Raw genomic sequence first — 26,036 nt, forward strand, 5'->3', positions numbered from 1 at the left:
TTAACAACTGCATACAAATAAACAACTGGAAAAGGATGAAGATTAAAAGTTCTAAGCAAAATATAAAAAAAAACGAAGGGAGCCACGTGAATTGAAGCCAATGCTTCCAAGCTTAACGTTTGATTCACCAGAGCATTCTGATTGGCTTTATGAGGTTAAGTACGACGGTTTTCGAGCAATCATAGACTGGGATGAAAATGGCATTCGTTTAACCAGCAGAAATGAAAAATCTTTATTAATACAATTTCCCGAGATCGAGGAATTCTTACTTCCCTTGGCCAAGAGAATACAACAGTTTTTACCACTCAAGTTAGATAGCGAACTTGTTTTCCTTGAAAACCCTTATAAAGCTAATTTTGGAGCATTGCAAACCCGCGGAAGATTAAGGTCGAAAAAAAAAATAAACGATCTTGCCGATCACTCTCCATGCAGAATAATGGTTTTTGACATTTTAAACATGGCTGGAAAGAATCTACAGAATGTCCCCTTCCGAGATCGAAAGGAAAAGTTAATCAACCTTTTTAACAGCTTAAATTTCAGTTTGACTCCAGATCCTAATAATGGTCAATTACTCCAATTCGTTGAAGCACATTCCGTGTTTTTTGATTTGTGGGAAAAAGTTATTTTATACGATGGTGAAGGCATTGTTGCAAAACACAAAACTAGTCTCTGGGAAGAAGGAAAACGGTCATCACTTTGGCTCAAATATAAAAATTGGAAATACGTCAGTTGTTTTGTAACTTCCTTTGATAAAACAAATGGTTACTTTTCCATCGCTGTCTTCGACGAAAATAAAATACACGGAATTGGACAGGTACTGTTTGGATTTAAACCAGATGAAAAACAGGCTTTACAGAATATTGTCAGACAGAATAAGATTAGGGAAGATTCACGCTACATTTTTGTTAACACAGCAATCTGCCTTGAGGTAAAATACCTAGAGCTATACGAAAATGAGCTTCGCGAACCCCATTTTGACCGTTTTCGCTTTGACTTGAAACCTGCTGATTGCACTTATGAGCGTTTTCAATCTCAGAGAAAAAATCTTCCCGAAAGTGTGGAGATTACACACCCCGATAAACCATTATGGGACAACTTAAATATAAGCAAATCTGAATATATTCATTATCTTCGGGAAGTATCACCTTATATGCTGCAATTTTTAAAAAACCGATTATTAACGGTCATCCGATTTCCACATGGTATGTTTGGTGAGCCGTTTTATCAGAAAAACTGTCCTGATTATGCACCTGAATTTGTCGATACATATCAAGAGGATGGAATCAATTATATTGTCTGCAACAACCTTAATACTCTTTTATGGCTAGGAAATCAACTGGCGATTGAATTTCATATTCCTTTCCAAACAACTGACAATAAAGGACCAAGTGAAATTGTTTTTGATTTGGACCCGCCATCAAGGAATGATTTCCATTTAGCAATAAAGGCTGCCTTAAATATTAAGGAGATCCTCGATCAATTAAAGTTAATCAGTTTTGTTAAAACATCAGGAAATAAAGGGTTACAGGTCTATATACCATTAGCGGACAATTTATACACTTATGAAGATACACGCTTGTTTACAAGCTTTATTGCGGACTTTCTTGTTTCTCGTGAACCTGATTTATTTACAATCGAAAGACTGAAAAAAAATCGAGGGAATCGATTATATATTGACTATATACAGCACAGTGAGGGGAAAACAATTGTGGCTCCTTATTCAATTAGAGGGAATGAACACGCCGGGGCTGCGACGCCATTATTTTGGGATGAAGTAAATGATAAGCTTGATGTGAATATGTTTACGATGGAAACCGTATTGAAGCGGATCAAAAAGCAAATTGACCCTTTCAACAACTTTTTTCAAACCAAGAAAATCCAACCCTTTGAACCTGTTTTGGAATTTCTAAAAAAAAACTAAAAAAGGATAAGGAGATACCCTTATCCTTTTAAATTTGAATGTAAGAAATTTTGTGCCTCTGATTGTAATTTTTCATATATTTTTTGTTCATGAAACTCTTGCTTAGAAGAAATTGAAAATGCCTCAATTTCAGAGTCAACATCAATCACAGCATTATATAAATATGTTGCATTTCCGATAAGGTCAATGTAAAAGCTATCGTTCTTTTTGTGAACAACACATTGAACTTTTCCACCGTTATTATATACGTTAATAACTTTTTCAAATTCGTTTATTTCGCTTAAACACGTTACAAGCGAGGATGCAGACATTGCAGTGCCGCAGGCATTGGTAAAGCCAACGCCACGTTCAAACGTATTAACATAAATGGCTCCTTGCCCCATTGGGTTAACAAAACTAACATTTACCCCATCGGGAAATAACTCATTTGGTCCGTTAACCTTTTCACTTAATTGCTTTTGAATATTCGATTCCAAATGTTTTGCTCCCACCATTGAAATAAGATGCGGATTCGGGACTGCAAGTGCTGTAAAGCTTAATTCATTCGATAACTCTTTAATCGGTTCATTGATTAAAGTTGATTTGTTCAAAGTCAATGGCAAGTCAGTTAACTGAAAGGATATTGGCGATATTTCAACTTGATAGGTAGATACCTCAGGAAATAAATCAGGTTGTTTGCTAACCATTAAATCTGCTTTCATTGTTTCAATCACGGTGTTATCTAAAGCAAACATTTCACAAATATACCTTGCGACTAGTCTTAGACCATTTCCACACATTGAAGCTTCAGAACCATCTGCGTTAAAAACACGCATCCTGCCTTTCGTATCTTTGTGATTACTGTTAAGAATATATAAAATTCCATCAGCACCCAATTCTGTATTTCGGCTGCATAGTAAAACTGCTAGATTAGCTCGGTCCTCTTCTGAAAATGAATATGAATTGGATATTTCATCTATCAACAGAAAATCATTTCCTGAACCATGGCCTTTAATAAGCTTAATTTGCACGAGTATTGCCTCCGTTAAAATAATAGTAGTAATTATATTTTATCAAACGTTTAAATTGAAATAAACCATTGCGCATCACTTTAAATGAATACCAGAGGAGAAACTTCATCTGTTTTAATCTGCATGATCTTGCGAGACCATTTAAACGCTTCTTGGTAGTTGGAATAAACATGGCCCTCATTTATTCCGAGCCAGGAGCAACGATCCTTTATATTCTGCCAATTACCTTTTTCAATCTCGATGATTAATTTTAAAACTTCTCCAAGATGATTTTCCTTTCCTAATATGGCATCACATATTTCTTGATGAAAAGGTAAAGAAGCCAGGATCCGTTCCATGGACATATTTAAGAGCACATCCATTAGTGAATACAATCCGACAATAAAATATTCCGAAAAAGGATAGAAATTCTTATTTTGCATCGCCACTAACTCACAAGTTTTTGCCCTTGTTAAGGAAATTGAGATCATTTCCTTTGAAAATTCATTATTGGAACCTGTTGTACCTCTTACTGCTAATACAGACATCCATTTATTTATTTCATCAAATCCGAGAAGAACAACTGCTTGGCGAATTGATTTTATTTTTTGTGTCAGCCTGTATTCAGGAGAGTTGATTAGCTTTAATAGTTTATATGATAATGATAAATCCTGTTCAATTAGTTTACTTATTTTCTCAACATTCGGTTCAGGTTCAGAAAGTAAACGGACAATCTGATAATACGAATAAAAGTAAGGCGGCACATCCTTCGTTGAAACAACTACTGGCTCAGAAAAAAAGTAACCTTGAAAATATTCATATCCAAACGTATTAGCTTGTTTAAACTCATCTCTCGTTTCGATTTTCTCGGCAAGCAGCTTTATTTTTGCATTTCTCGCCAATTGTTCAATTTTTTTTCTGGCTTCCGCTGTGGTGCTTCTAAAATCAACTTTAATGATGTCAACATAACGCATTAATGCATAAAAGTAGATATTCTGATCGTTAAAGACAAAATCATCTAAAGCGATTCGGTATCCAAGATCCTTTAACTCTTTACATATTTCCAACAAACTAAAGCTCGGTTCAACTGTCTCAAGAATTTCCACTACAACCTCGTTTGGATTAAAATAAGTGGGCAATCTAAGTTGCAAGAGTTTCTCGGTAAAATTTATGAAACACGGTTTCCCCTTTGCAAGAGTTTCAAATCCAATATTCAAAAATCCATTAATTAGGACATCCGCAGTTGCCTTATCCCCATTAATGTCAGGAAATTGATTCTCTAAATTGTTCCGATATAACAGTTCATATCCAAACACTTCTTCGTTTCTTGTAAAGATTGGCTGTCTGGCCACAAAGACCTCCATCCAAAACCCCCACTTTGTATGTTTATATTGTATTTTTCAACTTTTCTGTGTATTTATAGTCTAATTATCCTAAACTCAACTTAAAATGTAAACTATTATTGTAAAAAAATAACTATTTTTCACCTTGCTTATCAATGTTTCCTTATCTTTTAATAAAAAATTCATCAATTAAAAATGAAAGCTGCAGTAGCTTGTCCTTTTCTGATAATTCTTTTGAGATAGAGAGTACTGGTGTATTAGGATCGAGGACATAACGGTTCCATTCCACTGGCATCCATCCTCGCTGCAGGCTGCCAATTTGAAGATGAAAGGAGTCGACTATTCGTTCATCCATGTATAGAGGAGAGCCTTCAATAGCAGCTATAAATCGCCCTTCCCGATTTAATAGCTCCCTTTTCATTTTTTTCGAAAGAAATTGGTTTGACTTTTCAAGACAACCTAAGTATTCTTTTTCCTGATTGAAGACCTCAATTTTTAATTTTTTTTCATCAACTCCAAAAAAACAGATCAACTCTTTATTAAAATCATAAAACGCAAAGGTTTTGGAAAAACCCTCAAGCTTTAGTCCAATTTCGCAATATTCTTTCATTTCCCCAGCAAGAGTTCCATTTGGAAAAAAAAGCAGCAATCTTGGGGAAAGTGTATTAAAGAAATATAGCAGGTATTGTTCAGACGAAAAAATTGTTGGGTTGGGGAGATGGAATTCAGGTAAATTTTTGCTAATTATTAATGCCTGCTTCATTTTCCTTATATAGAGTTGAAAATTAATAATGCTATATATGAGAAAAGGGATCACTAACAGCATAATCTGGTTATTTTGTAAAAACACAAAATTTCCTCCGACAATGAATATTGCAGGAATTAATGCCAAAATACTTCCGTTTAAGTTGATTCTTGCAACATTTCGATAAAAGTCATCAATTTTCATTTTGTAAACTCCTTATGGCTTTCTCATATATTAGTCTATTAATCGTTTTCAGGAAAAATGATAGAAGTTTATATTAACAAAGAAGTCAAAAAAAGAGAGACTTAGTCCCTTTCCTTTTCCATGGTAAATTTTATTTTATTAATCTAAAGATCCACGGTATTCTATACTCAGTTCCTTCATATGCTTTAATACCAGCAACGATTGTAAAAACAACGATTAAAATTCCACTCAGCCATAATCCAATAAACCCAATTAGTATAAGTGTTAAAATTCCACTAATAACCGTATACACGAAATAAGATATCATGAAATTAAAATATTCTTTCCCGTGATAGTCAATAAAAGATGACTCTTCCCTCTTTAAAAGCCAAATGACAAGTGGTCCTAAAACAGGCGCAAAAAAACTAATCACATATATGGCAGCAGCAAGGATTCTTTCTTCATTTTTTGGCATCTCTATCTCCCCCTTAGAGAAATAAATTCCTACATTAATATTTACGTTAGCATTGCAAAAAGGTTTCTTGGTTTTCAAAACTTTTCAATAGTATTGATCCAATGTTTTTTTGACAAAATAGAAAAAAATTAAAGGAAATATGAAAGGTAGAATATGACAAAGATACTCTTAAAAAATGCCACTGTTTTCCCGATTACAAGAGAACCATTCTATAGCGGAGATGTTTTAATCGAAAACGGAAAAATCAGTAAAGTTGGTAAAAATATTGCAACTGAAACAAGTGTAAAAATGATTGATTGCGGTGAACTTTTTCTTTTTCCAGGATTTATTGATGTTCACACCCATATGGGTCTATATGATGAAGGCACCGGCTGGGCAGGAAACGATGCAAATGAAACGGCAGAAATGCTGACACCCCATATCCGAGCAATTGATGGTGCCTATCCTTTTGACCCTGCTTTTTCCGATGCAATAAAAAGCGGAATCACGACAGTGCATATTATGCCAGGCAGTGCAAATGTCATCGGAGGAACCACCTCTGTCATTAAAACTGCAGGTAAAAATATTAAAAAAATGATTGTGCGCGAAACCGCTGGTTTAAAACTTGCCTTAGGTGAAAATCCAAAAAAGATCCATAGCCATGGCAATAATGATTCGATTACCAGAATGGGGATTATGGGGATGCTTCGCGAAGCGTTCTACAAGGCGCTTTTATCAGATCAAAGGAATGATTTTCGAAATCTTCCGTTGGTCATGGCCCTAAAACGGGAAATTCTGGTCCGAATTCATGCCCATCGTGCAGATGATATTATCACGGCCGTTCGTTTTGCGGAGGAGTTTAATCTTGATTTACGAATTGAGCATTGTACAGAAGGACATTTAGTTGCCAGCGAACTTGCTGGATTAGGTTTAAAAGTATCTGTGGGTCCAACGCTAACAAGAAGGTCGAAGGTTGAACTAAAAAACAAAACATGGAATACCTATAAGGAATTATCCGCTCACGGGGTTGAGGTGTCGATTACAACCGACCACCCGTACACACCGATCCAGTATTTAAATATTTGTGCGAGTCTGGCTGTCCGAGAAGGTCTTCCTGAGCAAAAGGCCCTGGAAGGGATCACGATTAACCCAGCAAAAAATTTAAAAGTTGACAGTAAGCTAGGGAGTATTGAAAAGGGTAAAGATGCAGATTTAGTTCTATGGACCCACCATCCATTTCATTATTTAGCTAAACCAAAATGGACGATGATTAACGGAGAAATTGTTTTTTCGCAAACATAAATTTTGTTGAAATTTGCCATAAAAATTTACAAAAAATCAATGAAATAACTATTTCTTTTTTACGTAAATTCTAGTATTATACTCTAAGTGAAGAATTTCTGCCATCGATTATGGAGGTAACCAGATTTATTATTCAAGAAAAATTTTATAGGGAAGGCAAATGGTGCGCCACCAGGTTTCCTGGTTCTAGTGGGTTCGATTCCCACCCCGAAATTTTTTAGGCATTTAAAATAAAAAATTTCGAGGGTGGACGGTTCCATATGTTTTCCATCAGAACCAGAATGCCCTAAGTGGAGGGATACTCATGTTGAAAAAACGTGATCTTCAAGATTGTCACGCTTTATTCGAATTAATTACGCACCCGGATGTCTTCCCTTTTGTGCGCCATAAAGCAGATACTTATGATGAATTTTTATTTATCTCTAAACAAACCATTGAAGCTGAAGAGCGCAAAGAGTTAATTTCCAGAACCATTGTTGACGAATGGGGTGCTCCAATCGGAACAATTAACCTGTATGATTTAGAGAATAATGCAGGATTTCTTGGAACCTGGCTAGGCAAGCCATACCATGGAAAAGGTTATAACAGTCCTGCAAAAGAGGAATTTTTTCAAGAGGTATTTTATGAACTTGGCATTGAAACGATCTTTATGCGAATACGAAAAGTAAACATCCGTTCAATCAAAGCCGCAGAAAAACTTCCCTACGTCGTCAAAGCCAACGAAACAAGGAAATCCCTTTATATGCAGCTTAACGCTGTCGAGGACGTCTACGATCTCTACGAAATCTCAAAAGACCAATATACTCTACATTACATGCGAACAAATTCAGCTGAACAATCCGATTCTGAATTGTTAGCATAAATAGATATGATTAAAAGACTAAGTTGAATAAAACTTAGTCTTTTTGCGCATAATGAAAAGCTAATCTTTTAAATCAGGTTCAATTTGGTCACTCACTTCATTAATTCCCATCTGGAGCAAAAAATCATCTAGTTCCTCATTAGTTAATGTTTCAAAACGTCCATCATGAAAAAAAACTTGAGTTTGATTTGGATTGATTCGATTTAAGTTAAAACTCACTTTATTTTGCTCCTTTCATAGATGAATTTTCTTTATTTTATCCAATAGGAGCAATGTTCATTCACATGATTATAAAATCCAAATATATGGGCACTCTCTCATTTCTTTTTCCCAATTTAAATTTTAAGTGCCTTGGATAAAACATCCATACCTCCAGTTACAGGAATAATACTGCCTGTAATAAAACTGGACTTTTCATCAATTAAAAAGGAAATGACTCTTGCAATATCTTCCCCTGTTCCCAGGTCTCCCTACAGGTGCTTGAATGTTTTTTTCAAAACTGGATTGAGCCGTACAGATACCTTTCTCTTTCCATTCATCAACAATGTCACCTGGACATACCATATTTGCCGTAATTCCATTTTCAGCTTCTTCCAACGCAATGGTACGGGTAAGAGAAGCCAAACCCGTTTTTGCAGCTGCAAATGCTGATCGATAAATCCATCCTGGTGCTGTTTCAACTCTGTCATAGCCAAGAGTAATAATTCTCCCCCACTTTTGTTTTCTCATCAAAGGGATGACAAGTTTAGATAAGTAAAATGCTCCATTTAAATTTCCATTAATCAGATAGTTCCACTCGTCAAAGCTATAGTCCGTCATTTTTTTTCTTTCACGAATATACGGACCAGCATTAAGAACTAGTACGTCCACTTTCGAGAATACTGAAAGTACTTTTTCAACTAATTGCTCACAGTCATCGCTTTTTCCTACATCCCCTTGTATACAAATAGTCTTGGTCCCAAAGCGGTCAGATAATTGCTTTGCTAAGGAAGCAGCTTCTAATTCACTATTGCGATAATTTATGGCAATTTGATACCCTTCAAGCGCTAAGCTATATGCTGTTTTTTTACCAATACCGGTAGCTCCTCCTGTAACCAAAGCGATTTTTCCCATCTTAAAATATACCTCACAATATCTTTTTTTAATTAACGATTTCACAGAAATCTTAACTTTGGATATTTCTACATAAATATCTTAACTATATGGTAAAAAGAAACAAATATATATGCAACTATTACGCAATGGTTTAAATAACAAACGTTCACCTATAAGTTTTAATAACGAATGGGCGGAGCATTGCATAGGATGTTGTAAGGTTAAGAAAAAGCAGCTTGCTCCTGTTCGTTGGAGCTGATTAATGAAAAGGATGTGGCAGGATGCAGACTGTAATTAATATTTTCTCCTTAAAAATTAACAGCGTATCAAATAATGGGTCGGTAAATATCGGAGAAGCCCTTCATAACGCCCATACAGCCAACACGAAAGCCCAAGGTCAAAATACAGCCTACGGGGATTTTGCCCCGCCAAATGCCGCAATGGAAAATGTATTCATTGATCCGGACGTAAATGATATGGGTGATATTGCGAATCCGGCGAACGTCCTTTCAAACCAAATTTAAAAAGGACTGAAGAATAATGCCTTTTCAAATAAATATTTTTAACATAAAGACCAATGCGCTAAACAATAATGCAAATATATCCTTGGGACCTGCGGTCCACAACAGTCATACCGCAAACTCCAAGTGGGTTGGAACTAACATGGCCTTTGGTGACTTATCTCCAACTGGCTCCTTGTCAGCAAATGGAGTCGCGGATACAGATATTAGTGACCAAGACCAAATTGCTAATCCTTCTGGGCCAGTTTCAAACCAATTTTAATTTTTGCCGAAAGGATGATTTACATTGTTCCCTTTTAATCTATTCCCTTTTAATAAAGATATGAAAAATATGTTTCAAAATATGAAACCCGATGAAATTGATAAATATGTTCAAGATATTATGGAAAAAATGATGCCCACTGGCATGCGGGGAATGATGAATCCCCAGGATCTTATGAGCAGCTTTCAAACACCTCTTGGCCAACAGAATACAACAAATCCTTTAAACTCAAGTACATTTGAAACACATGACTTTGTTTTTGTAAGAATTCCAATAAAAAATGATGATTGGATAAAACAAGTCCGTATTTACCATACCTCCAATCAGCTAATCGCCGAAGGAGTTCCTGAGTATGATGACCAACATAAAATCACACTTCCTGCGATTGTAAAAAAGAAAGGTGCCGTTGCAACATACAAAGATGGAATCCTTGAAATAAGAATTCCAAAGAATATTGATATGCAATTTTCCCAAGTAGACGTGACAGAAATTTGATAAACGTCTTTTTTTTTGCATTTTTTCTCTTGCAGGAAATATGATGGATTAAGGAATCATCTAATGGTGGTGGTTTTATGGATTCGGATAAACAAAAAAAAAATTTTTCCGTTTTTTTAGAAGAAATGAATCTCCCAAGAGAGTACTGGCGGAATTGGAAAAAAAGTTTGCTGAATTAGAAAACCTTGTACAATCAAATATCTTAATTGAGAGGGAGACTTTTCATAAATTTCTTGAAAAACTCCAATCTTCACCTCATGAGTCACCAGCCAGCGTCCATATCGAACATCTCCAGGTTGAAAAAATTATCATTGAAAAATTGGATTACTCCAATAACTTTGGACAATTAGGGATAAAAGAATTGACTGGAAAATTAAATATTGGTACGAATACAGAGGGTGATTTTTCAAAAGAAATAGCGGAAAAATTAAAAGAAAAACTTGGTACTTCCGCTAAAGTAAATTTTCGAGCTAAAAAAGAGAATAATTCTTGAATTATAAACGAACAAGGCAGCTAAAACTGCCTTGTTTAAACTAATAATCAAAATTATTTCATATTCATTCCTTTCATTGAACTATCAGTTTTCGAATTTTCTTCCTCACTAGGCTGTCCAATGACGAACTCTTTTTTGGGCATATTATGCATTCCTCTTGCTGTTACATGTGAAATTACATAATAGGTCCCATCCTGCTGAAATGTTTTTGTAAGGCTGTAAACTCCATTTTCTCCCTTCTTAATATCAATCTTTTCATGATTCGGGTCCTTTGACCGCCAGATTTCAAAGGTTACCTCATCCGCATCATTAACCCTTTCTTTTCCCTGTGTTACCGTTGCCTTAAATGTAATAGACTGATTCGCCACAGCTTTTTGTGGACTAATCGACAAATTCACATCTAGCATTTTTGGCATTGAACTTTGTTTTTCCTTTTGGGAAGCACACGAAGCTAAAAGCAAGACACATACGAATGAAAGAAGAATCAATCGCACTTTTTTCATCATAATCCCCTATCCCCTAAATTTTTAATAATCATAACTGAATTGTTACATATTTCCTTACTATTTTGCAAAAAATAGCCATTAACAAAAATGAGAAAGGAGATTACAATGTCAAATCCATATAGATGCCCAAATTGTAAAACAAACCGAAGCCGCTTTAATCTTATTGAACAAATATCACATGCGGTAAAAAAAGATCCTCACACAGGTGATATTATCCAAGAATATGCTGCTGTAGAGCTCGAACCCTTTCATCTTCCATACAATGGCCCAGTGTATAAGATTCAATGTGCTGTTTGCGGGTTAATTGAGGATGAAAGAATGTTTATAAAATTTGGTGAGCAGCCCCTATAAATTCTGTAAAAAAACCTCTATTTATGATAAATGGAGGTTTTTTGGGCTTATGAGATTAGTTTTTCATGACATTCTAATGTTACTTTCCTTAAAGAACCTCATTGAATCGATTTTCCAAGGCTGATATTGTGAAAACCTTACTAAATGAATGATTCCCTTAATGGTTTTTCTGCCAATCTTGTTCAGAAATAAATCAAATTCAATGGGAACATCAAGGCTGATCTCACTTTTTAAATCCTCCGGAGGAAGGAGCGATAGCCGCCTTATATTAATGCTTTCAATTTGGTTAAGTACAACTTTCCATTTAAGTTTTTGAAGGGATGCTGCGGAGGAAATTGTTTCGTCCTTCTGCTTTATGCCCGTAACATAAGCTTCGATAACTTCATAAGGATTTGCCCCCCAAAAGTACTCATCCAACCTGCCAGCACTTTTATAAATCATCAGCATATGCGCTAGATCCATTGAATTGGTTCGATGAGTGGTACTCCCAAAGAAATGGATACAAAAGTGTCCAGGAAAATTATTTTTAAGTGCCCCGCCACCATGTGGCATACCGTGCATGGAGGCAGCGACCCACTGATCTTTATGTATAATAATAATGGCGCGGCGTTTCCAGCTCCACTTTCCACCATAAATACTTTTCATGATTTTTGTATCTTCTGCGGTTAATGGCTGAACATCAGCATGATGGCTGCCCGCCCGCCTTTGAACGTGAAATTGTTTCCCTGTATCAACATCCATTACAGTAAACTTTGTATATTTCGGCAATAGGATATTTACTTCTTCCCAGGGAAGCAATTCGATCTGGAAACTAATTTGGTTGGCTGCCCTAACCTCTTTTCCACTTTGTAATAAAACAGCCAGAATACAAAAAACAACCATTTTCTTCATCAAGAACCCCCATTTTTAACAACTACTATTTAAAGAGTTACCTGAAGAAGAAAATATCATTCATGAAAAACGACGGTTATTTCTTAATGGCTGCCACTTTCCGAGAAACCTAATAAACTAAAAACCACTAAGGATTATTCCCCTTCTTTGTCAGCAAGCATTTCCTTAACTAAAGACGATATCATGATAACCAATTGTTCTTTTGTTCGCCTTGTTAAATACCCTATTTTTTGAAACCATTCACCTTTACATTTCCAGATCGGGATGTAGGCATTTGGATAATATTCCTCCTCATGCTCAATGCCAACTTCAATAAACGATTCATAATCTACCTCTAATATATCTAAAGCCGTAGCAAGTTTTCCTTTTTTCATTCGGATCAGCTCTATAACGAGTTGTTTATCATTGTATTTAAATTCAAACTGATATTTTTCTTCCAGCTCTTGGCAAATAATTTCACACTCTTTTTCAATTTCGATAATTATTTGCTTTTGCTCATCGTTTATTTGAATGATTTGCTTCAAAATATCACCTCGATGATTCAATTCAATTCTGCTTGTTCATTTTATCGAATTTTTAGTTTGCATACAAACCATTGAGTTCTTTTCAAGGAATAATAGCAAAAAAGCCTGATCCATTTTATTAAGATCAGGCTTTTCGACTTACAGGATTATTAATCCGATAATTTCACAAATGTTTCATTATTTCATTCTCTCTTTAAGGACTTCTATAGCCTTTTGAAGCTGGGTATCATTTTGTTGGATTTTTTGACGTAAAAGATCCATTAATTTTAACGTCGATTCACCTTTAATAACCCCATCTGCCGGCAGACTTTGAGCTTTTTGGAATGCGATCACAGCATTTTGCGTCTTATCATCAAAAAACCCATCTTCTCTTCCAGGATCGAATCCAATGGATTTTAGCATAATCTGTGCTGTTTTAACGTCCGTTGAGACAGTTGATAGCTTTAGTTCTTTATCTGGGTCAATCATAGTCAGATTTGCATAATCTGGCAGCGAAACAGGATAATCTGGTTTAAGTCCTTTTTTATGAATCCAATTTCCGTTCGGTGTTAACCATTTTGCCATTGTGAACTTTAGGTTGGAACCATCTGAAAAGTCCTGAGCAGTTTGCACAGTTCCCTTCCCGAAAGATTTTTCACCAACAAGTGGTACCCCTGCAGATTCATTTACTGCAGAAGAAACGATTTCAGAAGCACTTGCACTTCCGCTATCAATTAAAACGACTAATGGCATCGTGTCGTTTCCTTTGTTTTGGGAGGTATATTCCTTAATTTTTCCATTTCGGTCTTCTACCTTAAATAGAACTTTTCCTTTCGGAACAAATAGACTGGAAATATTAATAGCCTGATCCAATAATCCACCTGGATTTTGTCGTAAATCCAAGACTAGGCCTTTCATACCTTGCTTTTGTAAATCATTTAATGTTTTAACAAGTTCTTTTGATGTATTGCTTGAAAAACTGGTGATCTGGACTTTAGCGATCCCATCGCCGACCATCTCTCCATAAACTGTATTGATTGGGATTTGATCCCTAATAACCGACACCTTGACAGGTGCTTCTGTGCCTGGACGTTGAATAATTAAATTAACCTTTGTACCTTTTTTTCCACGAATTAATGCAACAGCTTGAGTCGAGTTCATTCCTTGCAAGCTTTTCCCATCTACAGATACGATAACGTCATTTGGCTTTAAACCTGCTTTTTCTGCTGGTGACCCTTTAATTGGAGAAACAATGACAATATGGGTATCCTTTTCTTGAATTTCAGCACCAATTCCATCGAAGGAAGAAGAAATACTGTTATGGAAGCTTTTTGATTCAGTATTACTCATATAATCGGAATATGGATCACCAAGAGATTGAACCATACCATTGATTGCTCCATTTATTAATTTTTTGTCATCTACCTTCTGATAATACCCATTTTTTAATGTATCAAACGCACTATACAGTTTAGAAAATTCAGCTCTGTCTGCCCCAACTGTTGCTACCTTATCATTACCAAAGGCCAGAGCAAATGTTGTAATTCCTGCAGATAGAAAAACAACTAGAAAAAGGAGCATGATAAATTGGAATTTTTTCATTCGAATAAATCCAGATTTATTTTCTAAATTTGTTTGTTCCTGCTTTTCTTGTCCAACTTTTTGTTCATCCAAAGCTTTCACCACTTTCATTTACCACTTTCATAAAGAAACCCTTAATGATTAGAATAACATCTTTTTTTAAAAAATTACAAAGAAAAGTTAGTGAAAAAAGCATTAGCTTGATATTAAAATTTTATATATTAAAAAAGAGAGAGTTTCTCTCCTTTTTAAATCTTTTTAACTTCCTGAAAATATTCTTCTAGTGTCCAATTATTTTTATAGATAGTCGTTGCAGCCTTTACACCAACGTAGCGAAAATGCCAAGGCTCATATTCATAATGAGTAAGATTTTCTTTCCCTTTAGGATAGCGGAGAATAAAACCAAAACGATAAGCATTTTGGGAAAGCCATTTCCCCTCTTTTGTATTTGCAAAACCTTCAGTTAAATGTAATTCCGTAGATTTACCGGCAATGTCCATGGCTAAGCCTGTTTGGTGTTCACTTGTACCTGGAATGGCTACTGCTTGTTCCGCCTTATTTTCTCCTACATGATTTACTTCTGCATCAAATAGATTTTTTTGCCTGCTGTAGGAACGATAACCGGAGACAGCACACAATTCAATTCCTGAACTCTTTGCATCCTTGAACATTTTTTTAAGTGCCAAAGCTGCTTCTTTTCTCATATAGGCTTTTTCCAATTTTAACTCTGTGAAGGAAAACTCAACATTTGGCCGAACTAAATCATTGGGAATATAGTTATTCGGTAAGGAATAATCCTTATTCACCAAAGCTAAAACATTGGTCGGATTTTGAATAGTATTTTTGCCATCAACAGCCTTAAGATTATTAAAATACACTGATTCTAGATTTAAAGGATTTCCCTTAATTTTTTGAGGTCCTTTGCTTACTGTTTTCTGGTCACTATCAGCGCTGCCTATGAACCCTGTATGAGGGGCTATCTCGCTACAGCCTGAAATGAGCAGAAAACATCCCATTACCAAGATGCCATTTCTTAATTTCATTATTTTTTCACCTGATTTTTTAGTTTTACCTAAGCACTATACCTATTTTAACACCAAAAATCAAGGTTTCTTATATTTGCAAAATTTAAAAAAGCCAAATTGCCAGCACTAAAAGTGTCATTGCGGGCATTTGGCCTTAGGAATTTGGTTGTACAATTTTAGTCATTCGTCGCTGCTTCTAATGCGACTTCTATCATATCATTAAAAGTAAGTTGCCTTTCCTCTGCTGTTGTCTCTTCACCTGTCAAAACATGATCACTAACGGTTAATACAGATAAAGCCTTACGTCCAAATTTTGCTGCTAATGTATAAAGAGCGCTTGTCTCCATTTCCAGGGCAAGAATTTGATATTGCGCCCATTTTTCAAGGTCTGCGTTGTCATTATAAAACATATCAGCAGTAAACACGTTGCCAACTCTTAACTGTAAGCCTTTTTCAACACCCGCATCATATGCTTTTTTTAGTAAAGCAAAATTGGCTGCAGGTGCATAGTCTATGCCGCCAAATGTCAATCGATTGATTTGTGAATCAGTAGATGCTGTCATGGCTAAAATAACATCTCGGACTTTTACATCCTTCTGAATGGCTCCGCAGGTCCCTACTCGAATAAGCTTTTGTACATTATAACTTTGCATTAATTCGGTAATATAGATAGAAATCGAGGGAACCCCCATTCCTGTTCCTTGGACAGACACTTTTTTTCCTTTATAGGTTCCTGTGTAACCAAACATGTTACGAACTTCGTTGTAGCATTTAGCATTTTCTAAAAAAGTTTCGGCAATGTATTTTGCTCGAAGCGGGTCACCAGGTAATAGCACAGTATCGGCAATTTCCTTTTCCTTTGCTGCTATATGGATACTCAAATTGAAACCTCCCTTTAATAGTCAATATGTACCATCCTCAATATATCATAACTACATTCCAAAGAAAAAATAGTTAAACACTCATATGTTTTTAATTATAGAGGAAAAATACATTTAGATTTTCTTAAGGGAAAATCAAAGGCAAAAATAGAGGGAGATTGTACTATGGGAAAAAAACATCGCAATCGAATCAATTCACCTAAGAAAAACAATCATATTCCAGCTGAACAGATTGTTGCAGAGCATGAAGCACATGCAAAAGAAGTTACTGCAACAGGAGGACGCAAACGGAACTACCATTAAGCCATATGGATCATTTTCAATTGATTTGGATAAAAAACCTGGGGATTCTGTTCCCCAGGCCTCATTTTGTATTATGAATACTTTTGGATAATACTTTGTAATTTTTGTGTCAAGTACGGGATATCCAAATTTGATACTGTTAGTCTAACATACGTTTCATCAATGTCTAAGGCTTCTGCAAGAAGCCCTCCTAATCCACGTGCACGACGGTCGACTTGCAGTAAAAGTTCAATTTGGTCAGCATCGCTTGATGGATAGACAATCATCTCCAATTCATCTAGGCGGCCTTGGAAAGGTCCCCCGTGCGGAACAAATTCAAATTCCTGAACAAATGGAAAACGGCGGCGTAGACGATGTGGAGCTTCTTCACATTCCACTTCCCGTAACCAAAAACCTAATTGTTCGATTGACTTTAGTACAGCCGATACTAATGGAGTCGGAGCAATATTTATATAATCTTTATCAGTTGGGTCCACTGCATTTCTGATTGCAAGACCAGTTGTTACCCACACTTTTGATTTTCCTAAAGAAAGCGGTATGTCATATGGCATATGACAAGTAAAAGGAATTTCCTTGGTTTCATTCTTATATACAGTAAATGGTTCTGTTATTCGAAAGCGTTCGATACATGCTGTGACCGTGTACTTATGGTCGTCTCTTTCCTTTAAATACGATGTATTTAGGGATAGCTCTATTTCGTCTATTGACTGATCAATATTTCCTCCCTTTACAACTACGATTCCCTTGACCAATTCTCCTGGAAAAAACGTATTTTTTTCAAGCCTTGTATCAACCATTGCTGAACCAATCCCGACACTTGCCAAGACCTTATTAAAAAACGACATTTTCTTCCTCTCCATTCAGGATTAATTTTTCGATGTCTTTTTGAATTTGACTGCAATTTTGGTATGGTGTCTTTATTTCTAATAATCTTTGGACAATATGCTTTGACTGATGAGATATCTCCAGCTCTTCTTCCCAGCTTCTTGCCTTACTCCTTCTTGGAAACGTAAAGTTAGAATACAGTAAAAACAATAAAAAATGTCCAAGTGAATAAAAATCAGCTTGATAATTCGATTGTTTATTCAAATCCCTTTTTTTTCTGCTTTCAGAAGAAATGGCTTCTTTTTCTGTAGCAAGACCTAAATCAATAAGCCAAAGAAAACTCCCATCTGATATTACGTTAGGTATCCGAATATCCCGATGGATAATCTTTTTTGAATGTAAAAATTGAATCATTGGTAACAATTGATAAACCGTTTTAAATGCCTCTAATTCATTGTACCGTTTTCCATCATTAAAAATTAACTGCTCGAAGTTCTTCCCATCGATAAATTCCATTGTATAAAAAGGTATTTTCTTATATGATCCAGATTCCTTATAGCTTGGAAACCCAGGGTGGATAATCGATTTTAATAGTAGTTTCTCGTGCTCAAACCTTTCTCTGCCTGATTTTAAGATTCTTCTGTGGAGACGCAATGCTTTTAGTACCAAGCTTTGGTTTGTCTGTTGATCAATAACTAGGTAGCTATGTCCATATCCTCCCCTACCAAGGTGACTGACAACTTTATACCTGCTACCCACGAGAACTCCTTTTGAAAAGGGTGGGTCAAAGAGACCAGAAAAGAAAAGGATTAATGTCTTCATCTTCATTTTTTTCTTACCTTTATTCAATTGATATTAACTGCTAAAAAAGCTAGAAAAAAAACTCCCGCTTTTCTTTTTCTTTTTGTAATAGTCGTGTCCTAAATGACTGTGTTTGTGATGCTTATATTTCTTCAAATCACTAGAGCTTGAATATTTGTGTTGATGAGAACTTTTAATAAGTGATTTAAGAATTTTCTTTAGCAAAGGTACTCCCCCTTTTAATCATTAATAGTTTTATATATATACGAAATGATTAAAAAATGGTTTCATTTTCCATTAAAAAAATAAAAAGCCGGCAGCTACTGCTCGACCATAACGGATTATCAATTATAGTTTTATTGTCTCTCGCTAATTTATCATCAATGAGATTTTCGTCCCTGTTTTAATCTTCTTCAATTTCTTCATCAATAATACTTTTTTCTACTAAGTATTCAAATGTAATATCAGCGATTTCCTCTAATTCCTCTTCTGTAGGAACGTATCCCCTTTTTACAAGCTCATGAAAGAAAAATTCTGCAATTTCTTCCGTATCAATAAATACTTCAATTTCTCTCACAGCATCGCCCCCCTTTTTAGAGAATGTATGATGTTCGTTCTTTTTTCATGCTTGTAAATTTCTATTTCATTCCTTATCGATAATATCGCTTTTACTTTTTGGTCTTTTTCAATTTGGACAAGCATAGAATGCTACAAATAAAATCATTCCTTAGAGGTGAAACAAATGCCAACAATCCAAACCTTAATTGCAGCATTTATCGAAGATGTAAACCGTGAGGATGGCCGTTTTTTACATTATTGCGAATCCACGACTAATTTTTTGTTTTTTCTGATAAAGTGGGGCGGAATACCGTTTATTTTCTATATATTATATGAGTTTACCAGGCTCTAAGCCTATACATGGCTTTTGCCATCATTGTTTGTAATACTTGCTAACTTTCGCAATACTACCCTCATTACCTGGTAGTATTCCTGATCATGAAACATTTCATAAAGAATTCGATAATCATTATAAATATCTAATAAACTGTCAATTAGCTCTTTCTGTTCCTTTTTTCGCTCCATCTCTTCAACTTCCGATTTTCTTAATATATTTTGTAACTTAGGTAATTTAATGGGGTTTTGTTGTTTGTTAATCATGTAGAGGAGACCTAATTTTTGGATGAAAGTATCCGCACTTTCTGCATCTGCGACAAGGGTTAGTTCTTCTTCACTTGCCTCCAGCCATTCTCCATCTCTTACTCTAGAAAGCTCATAAACAACATCTTCCCATGCGTCTTCCTTATACCGCCATATTTCTGTTCTAAATCCAACCACCTTAAATAGTTCAGAACCATAGCCGCTTACTTGAACTAAGTCCCCAAAGAAGAATTTATACTCAATGTCAATTTGCTCTTGTTCAACAATTTTTCCTTTATATTCCGAAAGCAGCTGTAATCCCGCTTCCACATAAAGACCTTCACTATTATTGACCTCATATAGGTATTTACCGTCCAGCCACTTTACATCTGTAATTTTTCCAACAGTACCATACATCGTTATCACGACTGTATCACCGATCTTAAATTTCGGTTTTTTCTTTTTGTCCATCGTCCTCCGTCCTCTCAATGATCCGTCGTGAATATTTAACATATTATATGCTTAAGACAAATTGAACGCTTACCATATTGAAAAAGAAAAATCGCCCTTCTTAAAAAAGGGCGATTTCATCTGTCTTGATCATTTTTTTCTGTGAACAAATATTGCTCCCATGCTTCATCAAATACGGACATGCTTTCTAAATACTGGCCGTTTAACTCCAAATAAGAGCTGATTTCATCATAATCCTCTGAAATTTTTGGGAAACTGTGATCATGATAAGCATTGTTAGCAAAAACACTAATTTCATCTTTTGGCTCTGGATGCCGATATTTCATTAAAAAATGGTAAAAGGATTTTCTCATATTATAACGCCTTTCTATGCTATAGATCTCAAGAAATATTTTAGAATTACTATAACGAATCACATCGTTTTCGTCTAGTTTTTAAATCAGAGTTTCCCCCTAAATCAGTCTATTTTAAACCTTTCACATTTTAACAAAAAAAATGCACATCTAGCTTTAGTTGGCTTGGTGTGCCTTCCTGAAATTAAATTTTATATCGTCTACCACTGAGTAAAATCAAAGTAATTTTTTTTCAGAAGCCGTGGCATATTCATCAAATCTTCGTACCTAATTGATTTACCAATCTTTTTGGTATCTACTAAAAACAACTGGTCTTCAATATTTTTCACAATATTATCAGGTTGATAGTAGATTTGACAGTCGTGACAAACAATGGTGGGGGTCTCGGAGATTTCGATGGCTCTTGTACCATCGGGCAATTCCCAAAAGACACTTTCCTTACTTTCTTCAACATTTTGGCTTTCGCACCAGTCACAGATAACCTTCATGCTCTTGCATGCCCCCTATTCGTTTGACTGTGTTGATGGTTTCTCTATTCCGGTATTCTCTTTTTCTTTGTTAACCTGTGCTTGAAATTTCTTTTCCTTTAGTTCATCACGCTTCTCTCGTTTATCTTTTAATGTTGTATGGGTTGGATCATCCTCATAATGCTTTCTACGATTTAATCGGGATAGCCCTTCGGGAACAAGATTAAAATGTTGATCATTCATAATGCCGGCAATTCCTGCTGATGACTTTTTATCTTCCATATCTGGATAGACCTCCTTAAAATACCCTTCTGCCCGACCTGGGACGTAATTTTACGGCTCGGGATAAGAGGTAATCACCCCTTCGAAATTACGTAATACCACTTTTTCCGGACTTTGCGAAATCAAATAATTCGGCTGGAGAGCAATTTTCCCGCCACCGCCAGGAGCATCAACCACGAATGTTGGAACAGCATAACCGCTTGTGTGGCCTCGGAGTCCCTCAATTATTTCCAGCCCTTTGGAAACAGGGGCCCGAAAATGACCAATTCCTTCAGACAAATCACATTGATAGATATAATAAGGACGCACGCGGATTTTTACAAGATCGTGCATCAATTTTTTCATAATCGGAACGCTGTCATTGATTCCAGCCAGAATAACAGATTGGTTTCCCACCGGAACGCCTGCATTAGCAAGCATTTCACATGCTCGCTTTGAATCTTCGGTGATTTCAATCGAGGTATTAAAATGGGTGTTTAACCAGATGGGATGATACTTTTTCAAAATATTGCATAGATTTTCGGTAATGCGCTGTGGGAATACAACAGGGGCACGAGTTCCAATTCTGATAATTTCCACGTGGTCAATTTCCCTTAAGTTTTTTAAAATGTATTCTAAAATTTGGTCGTTAATTAACAGGCCATCCCCTCCTGAAATTAACACATCGCGAACCTCTGGTGTTTGACGGATATAATTGATTGCCGCATCAAGCTGCTTTTTTGGCACACCCATGCCAATTTGTCCGGAAAAGCGCCTTCTGGTACAATAACGGCAATACATCGAGCATTGGTTTGTTACAAGAAAAAGAACTCGATCCGGATAACGATGCGTTAAACCTGGGACGGGTGAATCCTCATCCTCAAATAAAGGATCCTCAAGGTCGTATTTTGTTTTATGCAGTTCCTTTCCTATAGGTACAGATTGCATCCGAATCGGGCAGCGGGAGTCGTCTGGATTCATGAGTGATGCATAATAGGGGGTAATATTTAAGGGAATCGTCTTTGTCGAGATGCGAACACCTTCTTCTTCTTCAGGGGTTAACTTAATTACCTTCTTTAAGTCATCTAATGTTCTAACTGTATTGGTAAGCTGCCAAATCCAATCGTTCCATTGCTCCTCTGTTACATCCTTCCATAGTTCTATATCCTTCCAATATCTTTTTGGTTTATATAATGTCTGTTTCATGAAGTCTCCTCCTAAACCTGCTATATACATTGTTATGCAATTTTCATGCCAAATGTTATTTATCTCAGGAAAGGACTTCACTAAAACTGGATGAAAAAAAGTGCCAAAATGCTGGCACCTATGAATCAAGTATTTTTTTTATTTTATATTGCAAGGTTTGCCTGGGGATTTCTAATAGCATGGCAGCCCGTTTAATATTTCCGTTTGTTAACCTTAACGCTTCCACAATTAGTTCTTTTTCCAACTTTTCCATATTTCTTCTTAAGGACAACGAATCACCTTCACTCGATGTTCTGTTGTTTTGTGGAATGGAAAAGTGTTTCAACATGATCGGTAAATCCTCATGACTTAAAAGAGACTTCTCACTAACATTGATCATATATTCAATCGTATGTTTAAGCTCACGAACATTACCAGGCCATGGATACTCCATAAAAAAATTTTCTAGCTCTTTCCCTATTCCCTTTATGTTTTTCTTCGCTTTTTCATTATAGAAAGCAATAAAATATTCAGTCAGAAGACTTATATCTTCCTTTCTTTCTCTTAACGGCAGCAGGCTGAACGTAAACACATTTAATCGATAATATAAATCAGAACGAAGCTTTCCATTTTTCAAAGCTATGTTGGGGTGTTCATTCATTGCAGCAATTACCCGAACATTGACATGGATTAGATCGGCTCCGCCAACACGTCTTACCATTCCATCCTCCAACACTCTTAACAGCTTTGCCTGAAGCTCAATTGGCATAGCATGCAATTCATCTAAAAAAAGGGTCCCGCCATCGGCCAGTTCAAATAACCCCTTTCTTTCTACTGCCCCCGTGTAGCTGCCCTTAGATGTTCCAAACAGAATACTTTCTAACAATGTTTCCGGTATCGCAGCACAGTTTTGTGCAATAAATGGTCCAACTGCCCGATGTGATTCATGGTGTATGCCCTGTACAAAGAGTTCTTTTCCCGTCCCGCTTTCCCCATAAACAATGATTGGAGAATCGGACTTTGCAAACTTTTTCGCCTCAGCTATTAGTTGTAGAAACTCATTATTTTCAGTGATGATATCTCCTAATGTATAATTCACACGATTCGTCGCCTTTTTTTCCCGTTTGCTGTTTATGCTTTTCTGTAAATCTAAAAGACTTTCAGCTAGCAGCTTTACTCTTGAAACATCCTTTGCAATTTCAACTGCCCCAATGATGTTGTTTCCTAAAAAAATCGGCAAAGTGGTATTGATTGTATCAATTCTTTTCCCATGGAGATTCACATAAACTTGTGTTTGATTATAAATAGGCCTCTTTAATTTCATCACTTTTAATAAGGTACTAGAATCAGCTGTTAAGGAAGGGAACACCTCTAACAATGGCTTTCCGAGAACCTCATTGGCTGTCATTCCGTCATGTTTTGCAGCTACTTCATTATAAAAAATTGTTTCACCATCTGTGTTGACAACATGAATTCCTTCATCAATACTTTTTAGAATTGCTGCAAGTACCTCTTTTGTTAAGGCAGTTAGCTGAACCATACTTATTCACCTTACCATCAATTAGATGTAAAGAAGCCAATTTTTCGGCACCCGATGCTCAAATTTTAGCAGCTTGCCAAATCTTTTACCCACATATTCATACTTTCAAGCTTGTCATAGATATAACAGTTGTTCAAAAGCCGTCCTCGATAATGAAATCCAAGTTGAAACAAGGCTGCATTCATCCCAAACGACAATGCTCTTGCAATAGAGTAAGCGCAATAAATGCCTTTTTTCCTTAATTCTCCCTCCAGCTCTTGCAAAAGAAATTTCATTAATCCATACTTACGATGCTCCGAGAGGGTTGCACAATCCGTTAATTCTGCATTTTTATAAAAATCATTTATTTCCGCAGAAGCTGCACTTACAATATTCCCCTGATATACGAATATATAATATACGGTTCCCTCCCTCATTGTTTTTTTCACATATTCAGGATCATTTAACGGAGTGGGATAAATAGGAAACACCTGTTTATAAAGGGCTGCTAAATCAGCTGCATTGCTTTCATAAGCCTTTTTTAATTCATACCCGTCAGGGGGATAAATTTTTTGTTGTACTGGTTTTAATTCACTTATCCCCTTTATGATTTGATCCTCTATGATCCAGTGATCATTCACCCTCCGATCAACCTTATAATATTTAGTAACAAAATAAGCATCTGAACCAAGGAAATAGGAATCAACGACTGCCTCTGGCTGAAAGCCTTTTTCAAAAAAATGGCTAAGCTGCTCGCTTCGTACTTTAAAGATTAACTTTTCTGCAAAGTGTTTTTGGACAAGGTTCTCTGCTTTTTGTATTAATAGATCGGTATTCCCAAGGTAATTGTCTATTCGTATTCGTTTATTAAAAGGATCCAAATAAGCATTTAAAGTAAAAAGATCCTCCTCAATCGAAATACTTGTTGCTGTTTGATTCATCATCATTACTCCTCAATGTTGACCGTTTTTCTCGCTATGATTGACAGCAATCCTTAATGGCTGTTTCTAACACATCAAATCCTTCAACCAATTGTTCCTCGGTGATCACAAGTGGTGCCAAAATTCGGATGATATTCCCATATAATCCAGCTGTCATTAATACCAAGCCATTTTCGTGGGCTTTTTGGACGATTTGCTGTACTAGCTCTTTATTCGGCACTTTGGTGTCGGAATCCTGCACAAATTCAAGTGCGCACATGGCCCCAAGATGACGAAACTCGCCAATTTGTCGATAACAATTTTCAAGGGGCTCAAACCGCTTCTGAAACAGCTGACCAATCCGATTTGCCTTTTCTAACAATCCCTCTTCCTCAATCATCTTAATCACTTCAAGTGCCGCTGCACAGCCAAGCGGACTTCCGCCATACGTACCACCTATTTCACCGATGTTAGCAGAATCCATAATTTCGGCTCGGCCTGTTACTGCACTTATGGGAATGCCAGCCGCAATCGATTTTGACATAGTCATTAAATCTGGAATGACATTGAAATGTTCGATCGCAAACATTTTGCCAGTCCTGCCAAAACCTGTTTGTACCTCGTCGGCGATAAACAAAAGCCCATGTTCTTCGCATAATCTCTTTACACCCTGAACAAAACCTTGAGATGGAATAATAAAACCGCCTTCTCCTTGTACTGGTTCCATGATGACAGCTGCAATCTCTTCCGGCGGGACTTCACCTTGTAAAAAAGTTTTAAACCGATTTAGTAATGCCGTATCATGTTGTTCAGGTGTTGAAAATTCAGATCGATAATAATATGGATAGGGCCATTTATAGGTTTCAGGAACAAACGGACCAAATTGATATTTATATGGTTTTACTTTACTAGTTAACGACATGGCCATATACGTTCTGCCATGGAAGCCTCTTTCAAAGGAAATAATTGCCTTTCGGCCAGTGTATTTTCTGGCAATCTTCACAGCATTTTCCACAGCCTCCGCACCACTGTTTAAAAAAAAGCTCTTCTTGGCATGTGTGCCTGGAGTGATCCTATTCAACTGTTCAGCTAATTCGATATAGGGTTCATACATCATGACATGAAAGCTTGGATGGAGGTATTTGTCAATTTGTTGGTGAAGAGCATGAACAACACGAGGAGGACAATGTCCGACATTTAACGAACCAATTGCACCAGCAAAATCAATAAACGAATTACCATCCACATCCGTGATTAACGCCCCATTCCCTTTCGCAATGAATGTATCCATTGTTGTAAATGGACCTTTTGGCACATTATCTATTTTCCTGGCCAGCAGTTTTTTTGCCTTTGGACCAGGGATCGCTGTTTTTCTTTTAATAAACCCCATA

General features: G+C 36.2%; 30 protein-coding genes and 2 pseudogenes. 10 read left to right on the forward strand and 22 right to left on the reverse strand.

The annotated features are described in order from the left end of the window. Positions 1 to 91: 91 nt before the first annotated feature. Positions 92 to 1,921, forward strand: a complete 1,830-nt coding sequence (locus RCG17_RS03510) for a DNA ligase D (RefSeq protein WP_308173886.1) — start codon at positions 92 to 94, stop codon at positions 1,919 to 1,921. Between the two features lie 20 nt (positions 1,922 to 1,941). Here the strand turns inward: RCG17_RS03510 and dapF are convergent, their stop codons facing one another. From dapF to RCG17_RS03530, 4 genes are all read right to left on the reverse strand, one after another. Beyond that, positions 1,942 to 2,931 (reverse strand): diaminopimelate epimerase, encoded by a 990-nt coding sequence (dapF, locus tag RCG17_RS03515; RefSeq protein WP_308173887.1) that lies wholly within the window; start codon positions 2,929 to 2,931, stop codon positions 1,942 to 1,944. A gap of 80 nt (positions 2,932 to 3,011) precedes the next feature. Then, positions 3,012 to 4,274 carry an EAL and HDOD domain-containing protein gene (locus RCG17_RS03520; protein WP_308173888.1) on the reverse strand — a complete coding sequence of 421 codons (1,263 nt, stop codon included), beginning with the start codon at positions 4,272 to 4,274 and terminating at the stop codon, positions 3,012 to 3,014. Between the two features lie 142 nt (positions 4,275 to 4,416). Beyond that, on the reverse strand, positions 4,417 to 5,202 hold the full coding sequence (locus tag RCG17_RS03525; RefSeq protein ID WP_308173889.1) for a hypothetical protein: 786 nt from the start codon (positions 5,200 to 5,202) through the stop codon (positions 4,417 to 4,419). A 130-nt stretch (positions 5,203 to 5,332) separates the two neighbouring features. Continuing rightward, positions 5,333 to 5,656, reverse strand: coding sequence for a DUF4870 domain-containing protein (locus RCG17_RS03530; protein WP_308173890.1), 324 nt, complete (start codon positions 5,654 to 5,656; stop codon positions 5,333 to 5,335). Between the two features lie 153 nt (positions 5,657 to 5,809). Here RCG17_RS03530 and RCG17_RS03535 point away from each other — a divergent pair, with 153 nt between their 5' ends. Both RCG17_RS03535 and RCG17_RS03540 read left to right on the forward strand, forming a co-directional pair. Further along, positions 5,810 to 6,937 carry an amidohydrolase gene (locus RCG17_RS03535; protein ID WP_308173891.1) on the forward strand — a complete coding sequence of 376 codons (1,128 nt, stop codon included), beginning with the start codon at positions 5,810 to 5,812 and terminating at the stop codon, positions 6,935 to 6,937. Positions 6,938 to 7,241: 304 nt separating this feature from the next. Next, positions 7,242 to 7,799 carry a GNAT family N-acetyltransferase gene (locus tag RCG17_RS03540; RefSeq protein WP_308173892.1) on the forward strand — a complete coding sequence of 186 codons (558 nt, stop codon included), beginning with the start codon at positions 7,242 to 7,244 and terminating at the stop codon, positions 7,797 to 7,799. Between the two features lie 60 nt (positions 7,800 to 7,859). Here RCG17_RS03540 and RCG17_RS03545 read toward each other — a convergent pair whose 3' ends face one another. Together RCG17_RS03545 and RCG17_RS03550 are read right to left on the reverse strand one after the other, a co-directional pair. Next, positions 7,860 to 8,018 (reverse strand): hypothetical protein, encoded by a 159-nt coding sequence (locus RCG17_RS03545; RefSeq protein WP_308173893.1) that lies wholly within the window; start codon positions 8,016 to 8,018, stop codon positions 7,860 to 7,862. Between the two features lie 116 nt (positions 8,019 to 8,134). Continuing rightward, positions 8,135 to 8,912, reverse strand: a pseudogene (locus tag RCG17_RS03550) (SDR family oxidoreductase). 263 nt (positions 8,913 to 9,175) lie between these two features. On the opposite strand from RCG17_RS03550, the gene RCG17_RS03555 reads away from it, so the two are divergent. The 4 genes from RCG17_RS03555 (at position 9,176) to RCG17_RS03570 (ending at position 10,665) form a co-directional block, all read left to right on the forward strand. Then, complete coding sequence (locus tag RCG17_RS03555) at positions 9,176 to 9,418, forward strand: spore germination protein (RefSeq protein ID WP_308173894.1); 243 nt, start codon at positions 9,176 to 9,178, stop codon at positions 9,416 to 9,418. Between the two features lie 16 nt (positions 9,419 to 9,434). Beyond that, complete coding sequence (locus RCG17_RS03560) at positions 9,435 to 9,677, forward strand: spore germination protein (RefSeq protein ID WP_308173895.1); 243 nt, start codon at positions 9,435 to 9,437, stop codon at positions 9,675 to 9,677. 24 nt (positions 9,678 to 9,701) lie between these two features. Then, complete coding sequence (locus tag RCG17_RS03565; protein WP_308173896.1) at positions 9,702 to 10,172, forward strand: Hsp20/alpha crystallin family protein; 471 nt, start codon at positions 9,702 to 9,704, stop codon at positions 10,170 to 10,172. Between the two features lie 154 nt (positions 10,173 to 10,326). Further along, the gene (locus RCG17_RS03570) at positions 10,327 to 10,665 is read left to right on the forward strand and encodes a hypothetical protein (RefSeq protein WP_308173897.1); all 339 of its coding nucleotides are present in this window, start codon (positions 10,327 to 10,329) and stop codon (positions 10,663 to 10,665) included. A 53-nt stretch (positions 10,666 to 10,718) separates the two neighbouring features. On the opposite strand, the gene RCG17_RS03575 is transcribed toward RCG17_RS03570, so the two are convergent. Then, positions 10,719 to 11,171 carry a FixH family protein gene (locus RCG17_RS03575; protein WP_308173898.1) on the reverse strand — a complete coding sequence of 151 codons (453 nt, stop codon included), beginning with the start codon at positions 11,169 to 11,171 and terminating at the stop codon, positions 10,719 to 10,721. Between the two features lie 105 nt (positions 11,172 to 11,276). Here RCG17_RS03575 and RCG17_RS03580 point away from each other — a divergent pair, with 105 nt between their 5' ends. Continuing rightward, complete coding sequence (locus RCG17_RS03580; RefSeq protein WP_308173899.1) at positions 11,277 to 11,522, forward strand: DNA alkylation repair protein; 246 nt, start codon at positions 11,277 to 11,279, stop codon at positions 11,520 to 11,522. A 63-nt stretch (positions 11,523 to 11,585) separates the two neighbouring features. Here the strand turns inward: RCG17_RS03580 and RCG17_RS03585 are convergent, their stop codons facing one another. The 5 genes from RCG17_RS03585 to deoD form a co-directional block, all read right to left on the reverse strand. Then, the gene (locus tag RCG17_RS03585) at positions 11,586 to 12,413 is read right to left on the reverse strand and encodes a hypothetical protein (protein WP_308173900.1); all 828 of its coding nucleotides are present in this window, start codon (positions 12,411 to 12,413) and stop codon (positions 11,586 to 11,588) included. Between the two features lie 134 nt (positions 12,414 to 12,547). Then, the gene (locus RCG17_RS03590; RefSeq protein ID WP_308173901.1) at positions 12,548 to 12,958 is read right to left on the reverse strand and encodes a hypothetical protein; all 411 of its coding nucleotides are present in this window, start codon (positions 12,956 to 12,958) and stop codon (positions 12,548 to 12,550) included. Between the two features lie 156 nt (positions 12,959 to 13,114). Next, on the reverse strand, positions 13,115 to 14,608 hold the full coding sequence (locus RCG17_RS03595; protein ID WP_308173902.1) for a lmo1851 family serine protease: 1,494 nt from the start codon (positions 14,606 to 14,608) through the stop codon (positions 13,115 to 13,117). A 137-nt stretch (positions 14,609 to 14,745) separates the two neighbouring features. Then, the gene (locus RCG17_RS03600) at positions 14,746 to 15,540 is read right to left on the reverse strand and encodes a M15 family metallopeptidase (protein WP_308173903.1); all 795 of its coding nucleotides are present in this window, start codon (positions 15,538 to 15,540) and stop codon (positions 14,746 to 14,748) included. Between the two features lie 158 nt (positions 15,541 to 15,698). Continuing rightward, positions 15,699 to 16,403, reverse strand: coding sequence for a purine-nucleoside phosphorylase (gene deoD, locus RCG17_RS03605; RefSeq protein ID WP_308173904.1), 705 nt, complete (start codon positions 16,401 to 16,403; stop codon positions 15,699 to 15,701). Between the two features lie 165 nt (positions 16,404 to 16,568). On the opposite strand from deoD, the gene RCG17_RS03610 reads away from it, so the two are divergent. Beyond that, positions 16,569 to 16,706 carry a hypothetical protein gene (locus tag RCG17_RS03610; protein ID WP_256233984.1) on the forward strand — a complete coding sequence of 46 codons (138 nt, stop codon included), beginning with the start codon at positions 16,569 to 16,571 and terminating at the stop codon, positions 16,704 to 16,706. Between the two features lie 71 nt (positions 16,707 to 16,777). Here RCG17_RS03610 and RCG17_RS03615 read toward each other — a convergent pair whose 3' ends face one another. From RCG17_RS03615 to RCG17_RS03625, 3 genes are all read right to left on the reverse strand, one after another. Beyond that, a complete protein-coding gene (locus tag RCG17_RS03615) occupies positions 16,778 to 17,551 on the reverse strand; it encodes a sporulation protein (RefSeq protein WP_308173905.1) in 774 nt (257 codons plus the stop codon). Next, complete coding sequence (locus RCG17_RS03620; RefSeq protein ID WP_308173906.1) at positions 17,538 to 18,359, reverse strand: serine/threonine protein kinase; 822 nt, start codon at positions 18,357 to 18,359, stop codon at positions 17,538 to 17,540. The genes RCG17_RS03615 and RCG17_RS03620 overlap by 14 nt, the downstream gene beginning before the upstream one ends. 376 nt (positions 18,360 to 18,735) lie before the next feature. Continuing rightward, positions 18,736 to 18,909, reverse strand: coding sequence for a YozD family protein (locus tag RCG17_RS03625; RefSeq protein WP_308173907.1), 174 nt, complete (start codon positions 18,907 to 18,909; stop codon positions 18,736 to 18,738). 165 nt (positions 18,910 to 19,074) lie between these two features. Between RCG17_RS03625 and RCG17_RS03630 the strand changes: the two genes are divergently transcribed. After that, positions 19,075 to 19,242: a hypothetical protein gene (locus tag RCG17_RS03630; protein ID WP_308173908.1), complete on the forward strand. Its 168-nt coding sequence runs from the start codon at positions 19,075 to 19,077 to the stop codon at positions 19,240 to 19,242. Between the two features lie 2 nt (positions 19,243 to 19,244). Here the strand turns inward: RCG17_RS03630 and RCG17_RS03635 are convergent, their stop codons facing one another. The 7 genes and pseudogenes from RCG17_RS03635 to gabT form a co-directional block, all read right to left on the reverse strand. Beyond that, complete coding sequence (locus tag RCG17_RS03635) at positions 19,245 to 19,940, reverse strand: hypothetical protein (RefSeq protein WP_308173909.1); 696 nt, start codon at positions 19,938 to 19,940, stop codon at positions 19,245 to 19,247. A 116-nt stretch (positions 19,941 to 20,056) separates the two neighbouring features. Next, a complete protein-coding gene (locus RCG17_RS03640) occupies positions 20,057 to 20,293 on the reverse strand; it encodes a YozE family protein (protein ID WP_308173910.1) in 237 nt (78 codons plus the stop codon). A gap of 200 nt (positions 20,294 to 20,493) precedes the next feature. After that, a complete protein-coding gene (locus RCG17_RS03645; protein WP_308173911.1) occupies positions 20,494 to 20,781 on the reverse strand; it encodes a YokU family protein in 288 nt (95 codons plus the stop codon). Positions 20,782 to 20,796: 15 nt separating this feature from the next. Then, positions 20,797 to 22,227 (reverse strand): annotated as a pseudogene (ablA, locus tag RCG17_RS03650) (lysine 2,3-aminomutase). Between the two features lie 118 nt (positions 22,228 to 22,345). Continuing rightward, positions 22,346 to 23,746 (reverse strand): sigma-54 interaction domain-containing protein, encoded by a 1,401-nt coding sequence (locus RCG17_RS03655; RefSeq protein ID WP_308173912.1) that lies wholly within the window; start codon positions 23,744 to 23,746, stop codon positions 22,346 to 22,348. Between the two features lie 65 nt (positions 23,747 to 23,811). Then, complete coding sequence (gene ablB, locus RCG17_RS03660; RefSeq protein WP_308173913.1) at positions 23,812 to 24,666, reverse strand: putative beta-lysine N-acetyltransferase; 855 nt, start codon at positions 24,664 to 24,666, stop codon at positions 23,812 to 23,814. A 34-nt stretch (positions 24,667 to 24,700) separates the two neighbouring features. After that, positions 24,701 to 26,035, reverse strand: coding sequence for a 4-aminobutyrate--2-oxoglutarate transaminase (gene gabT, locus RCG17_RS03665; protein ID WP_308173914.1), 1,335 nt, complete (start codon positions 26,033 to 26,035; stop codon positions 24,701 to 24,703). Position 26,036: the final 1 nt, after the last annotated feature.

The organism is Neobacillus sp. PS3-12, from assembly GCF_030915385.1.
Taxonomy (GTDB): Bacteria; Bacillota; Bacilli; order Bacillales; family Cytobacillaceae; genus JAEVLT01.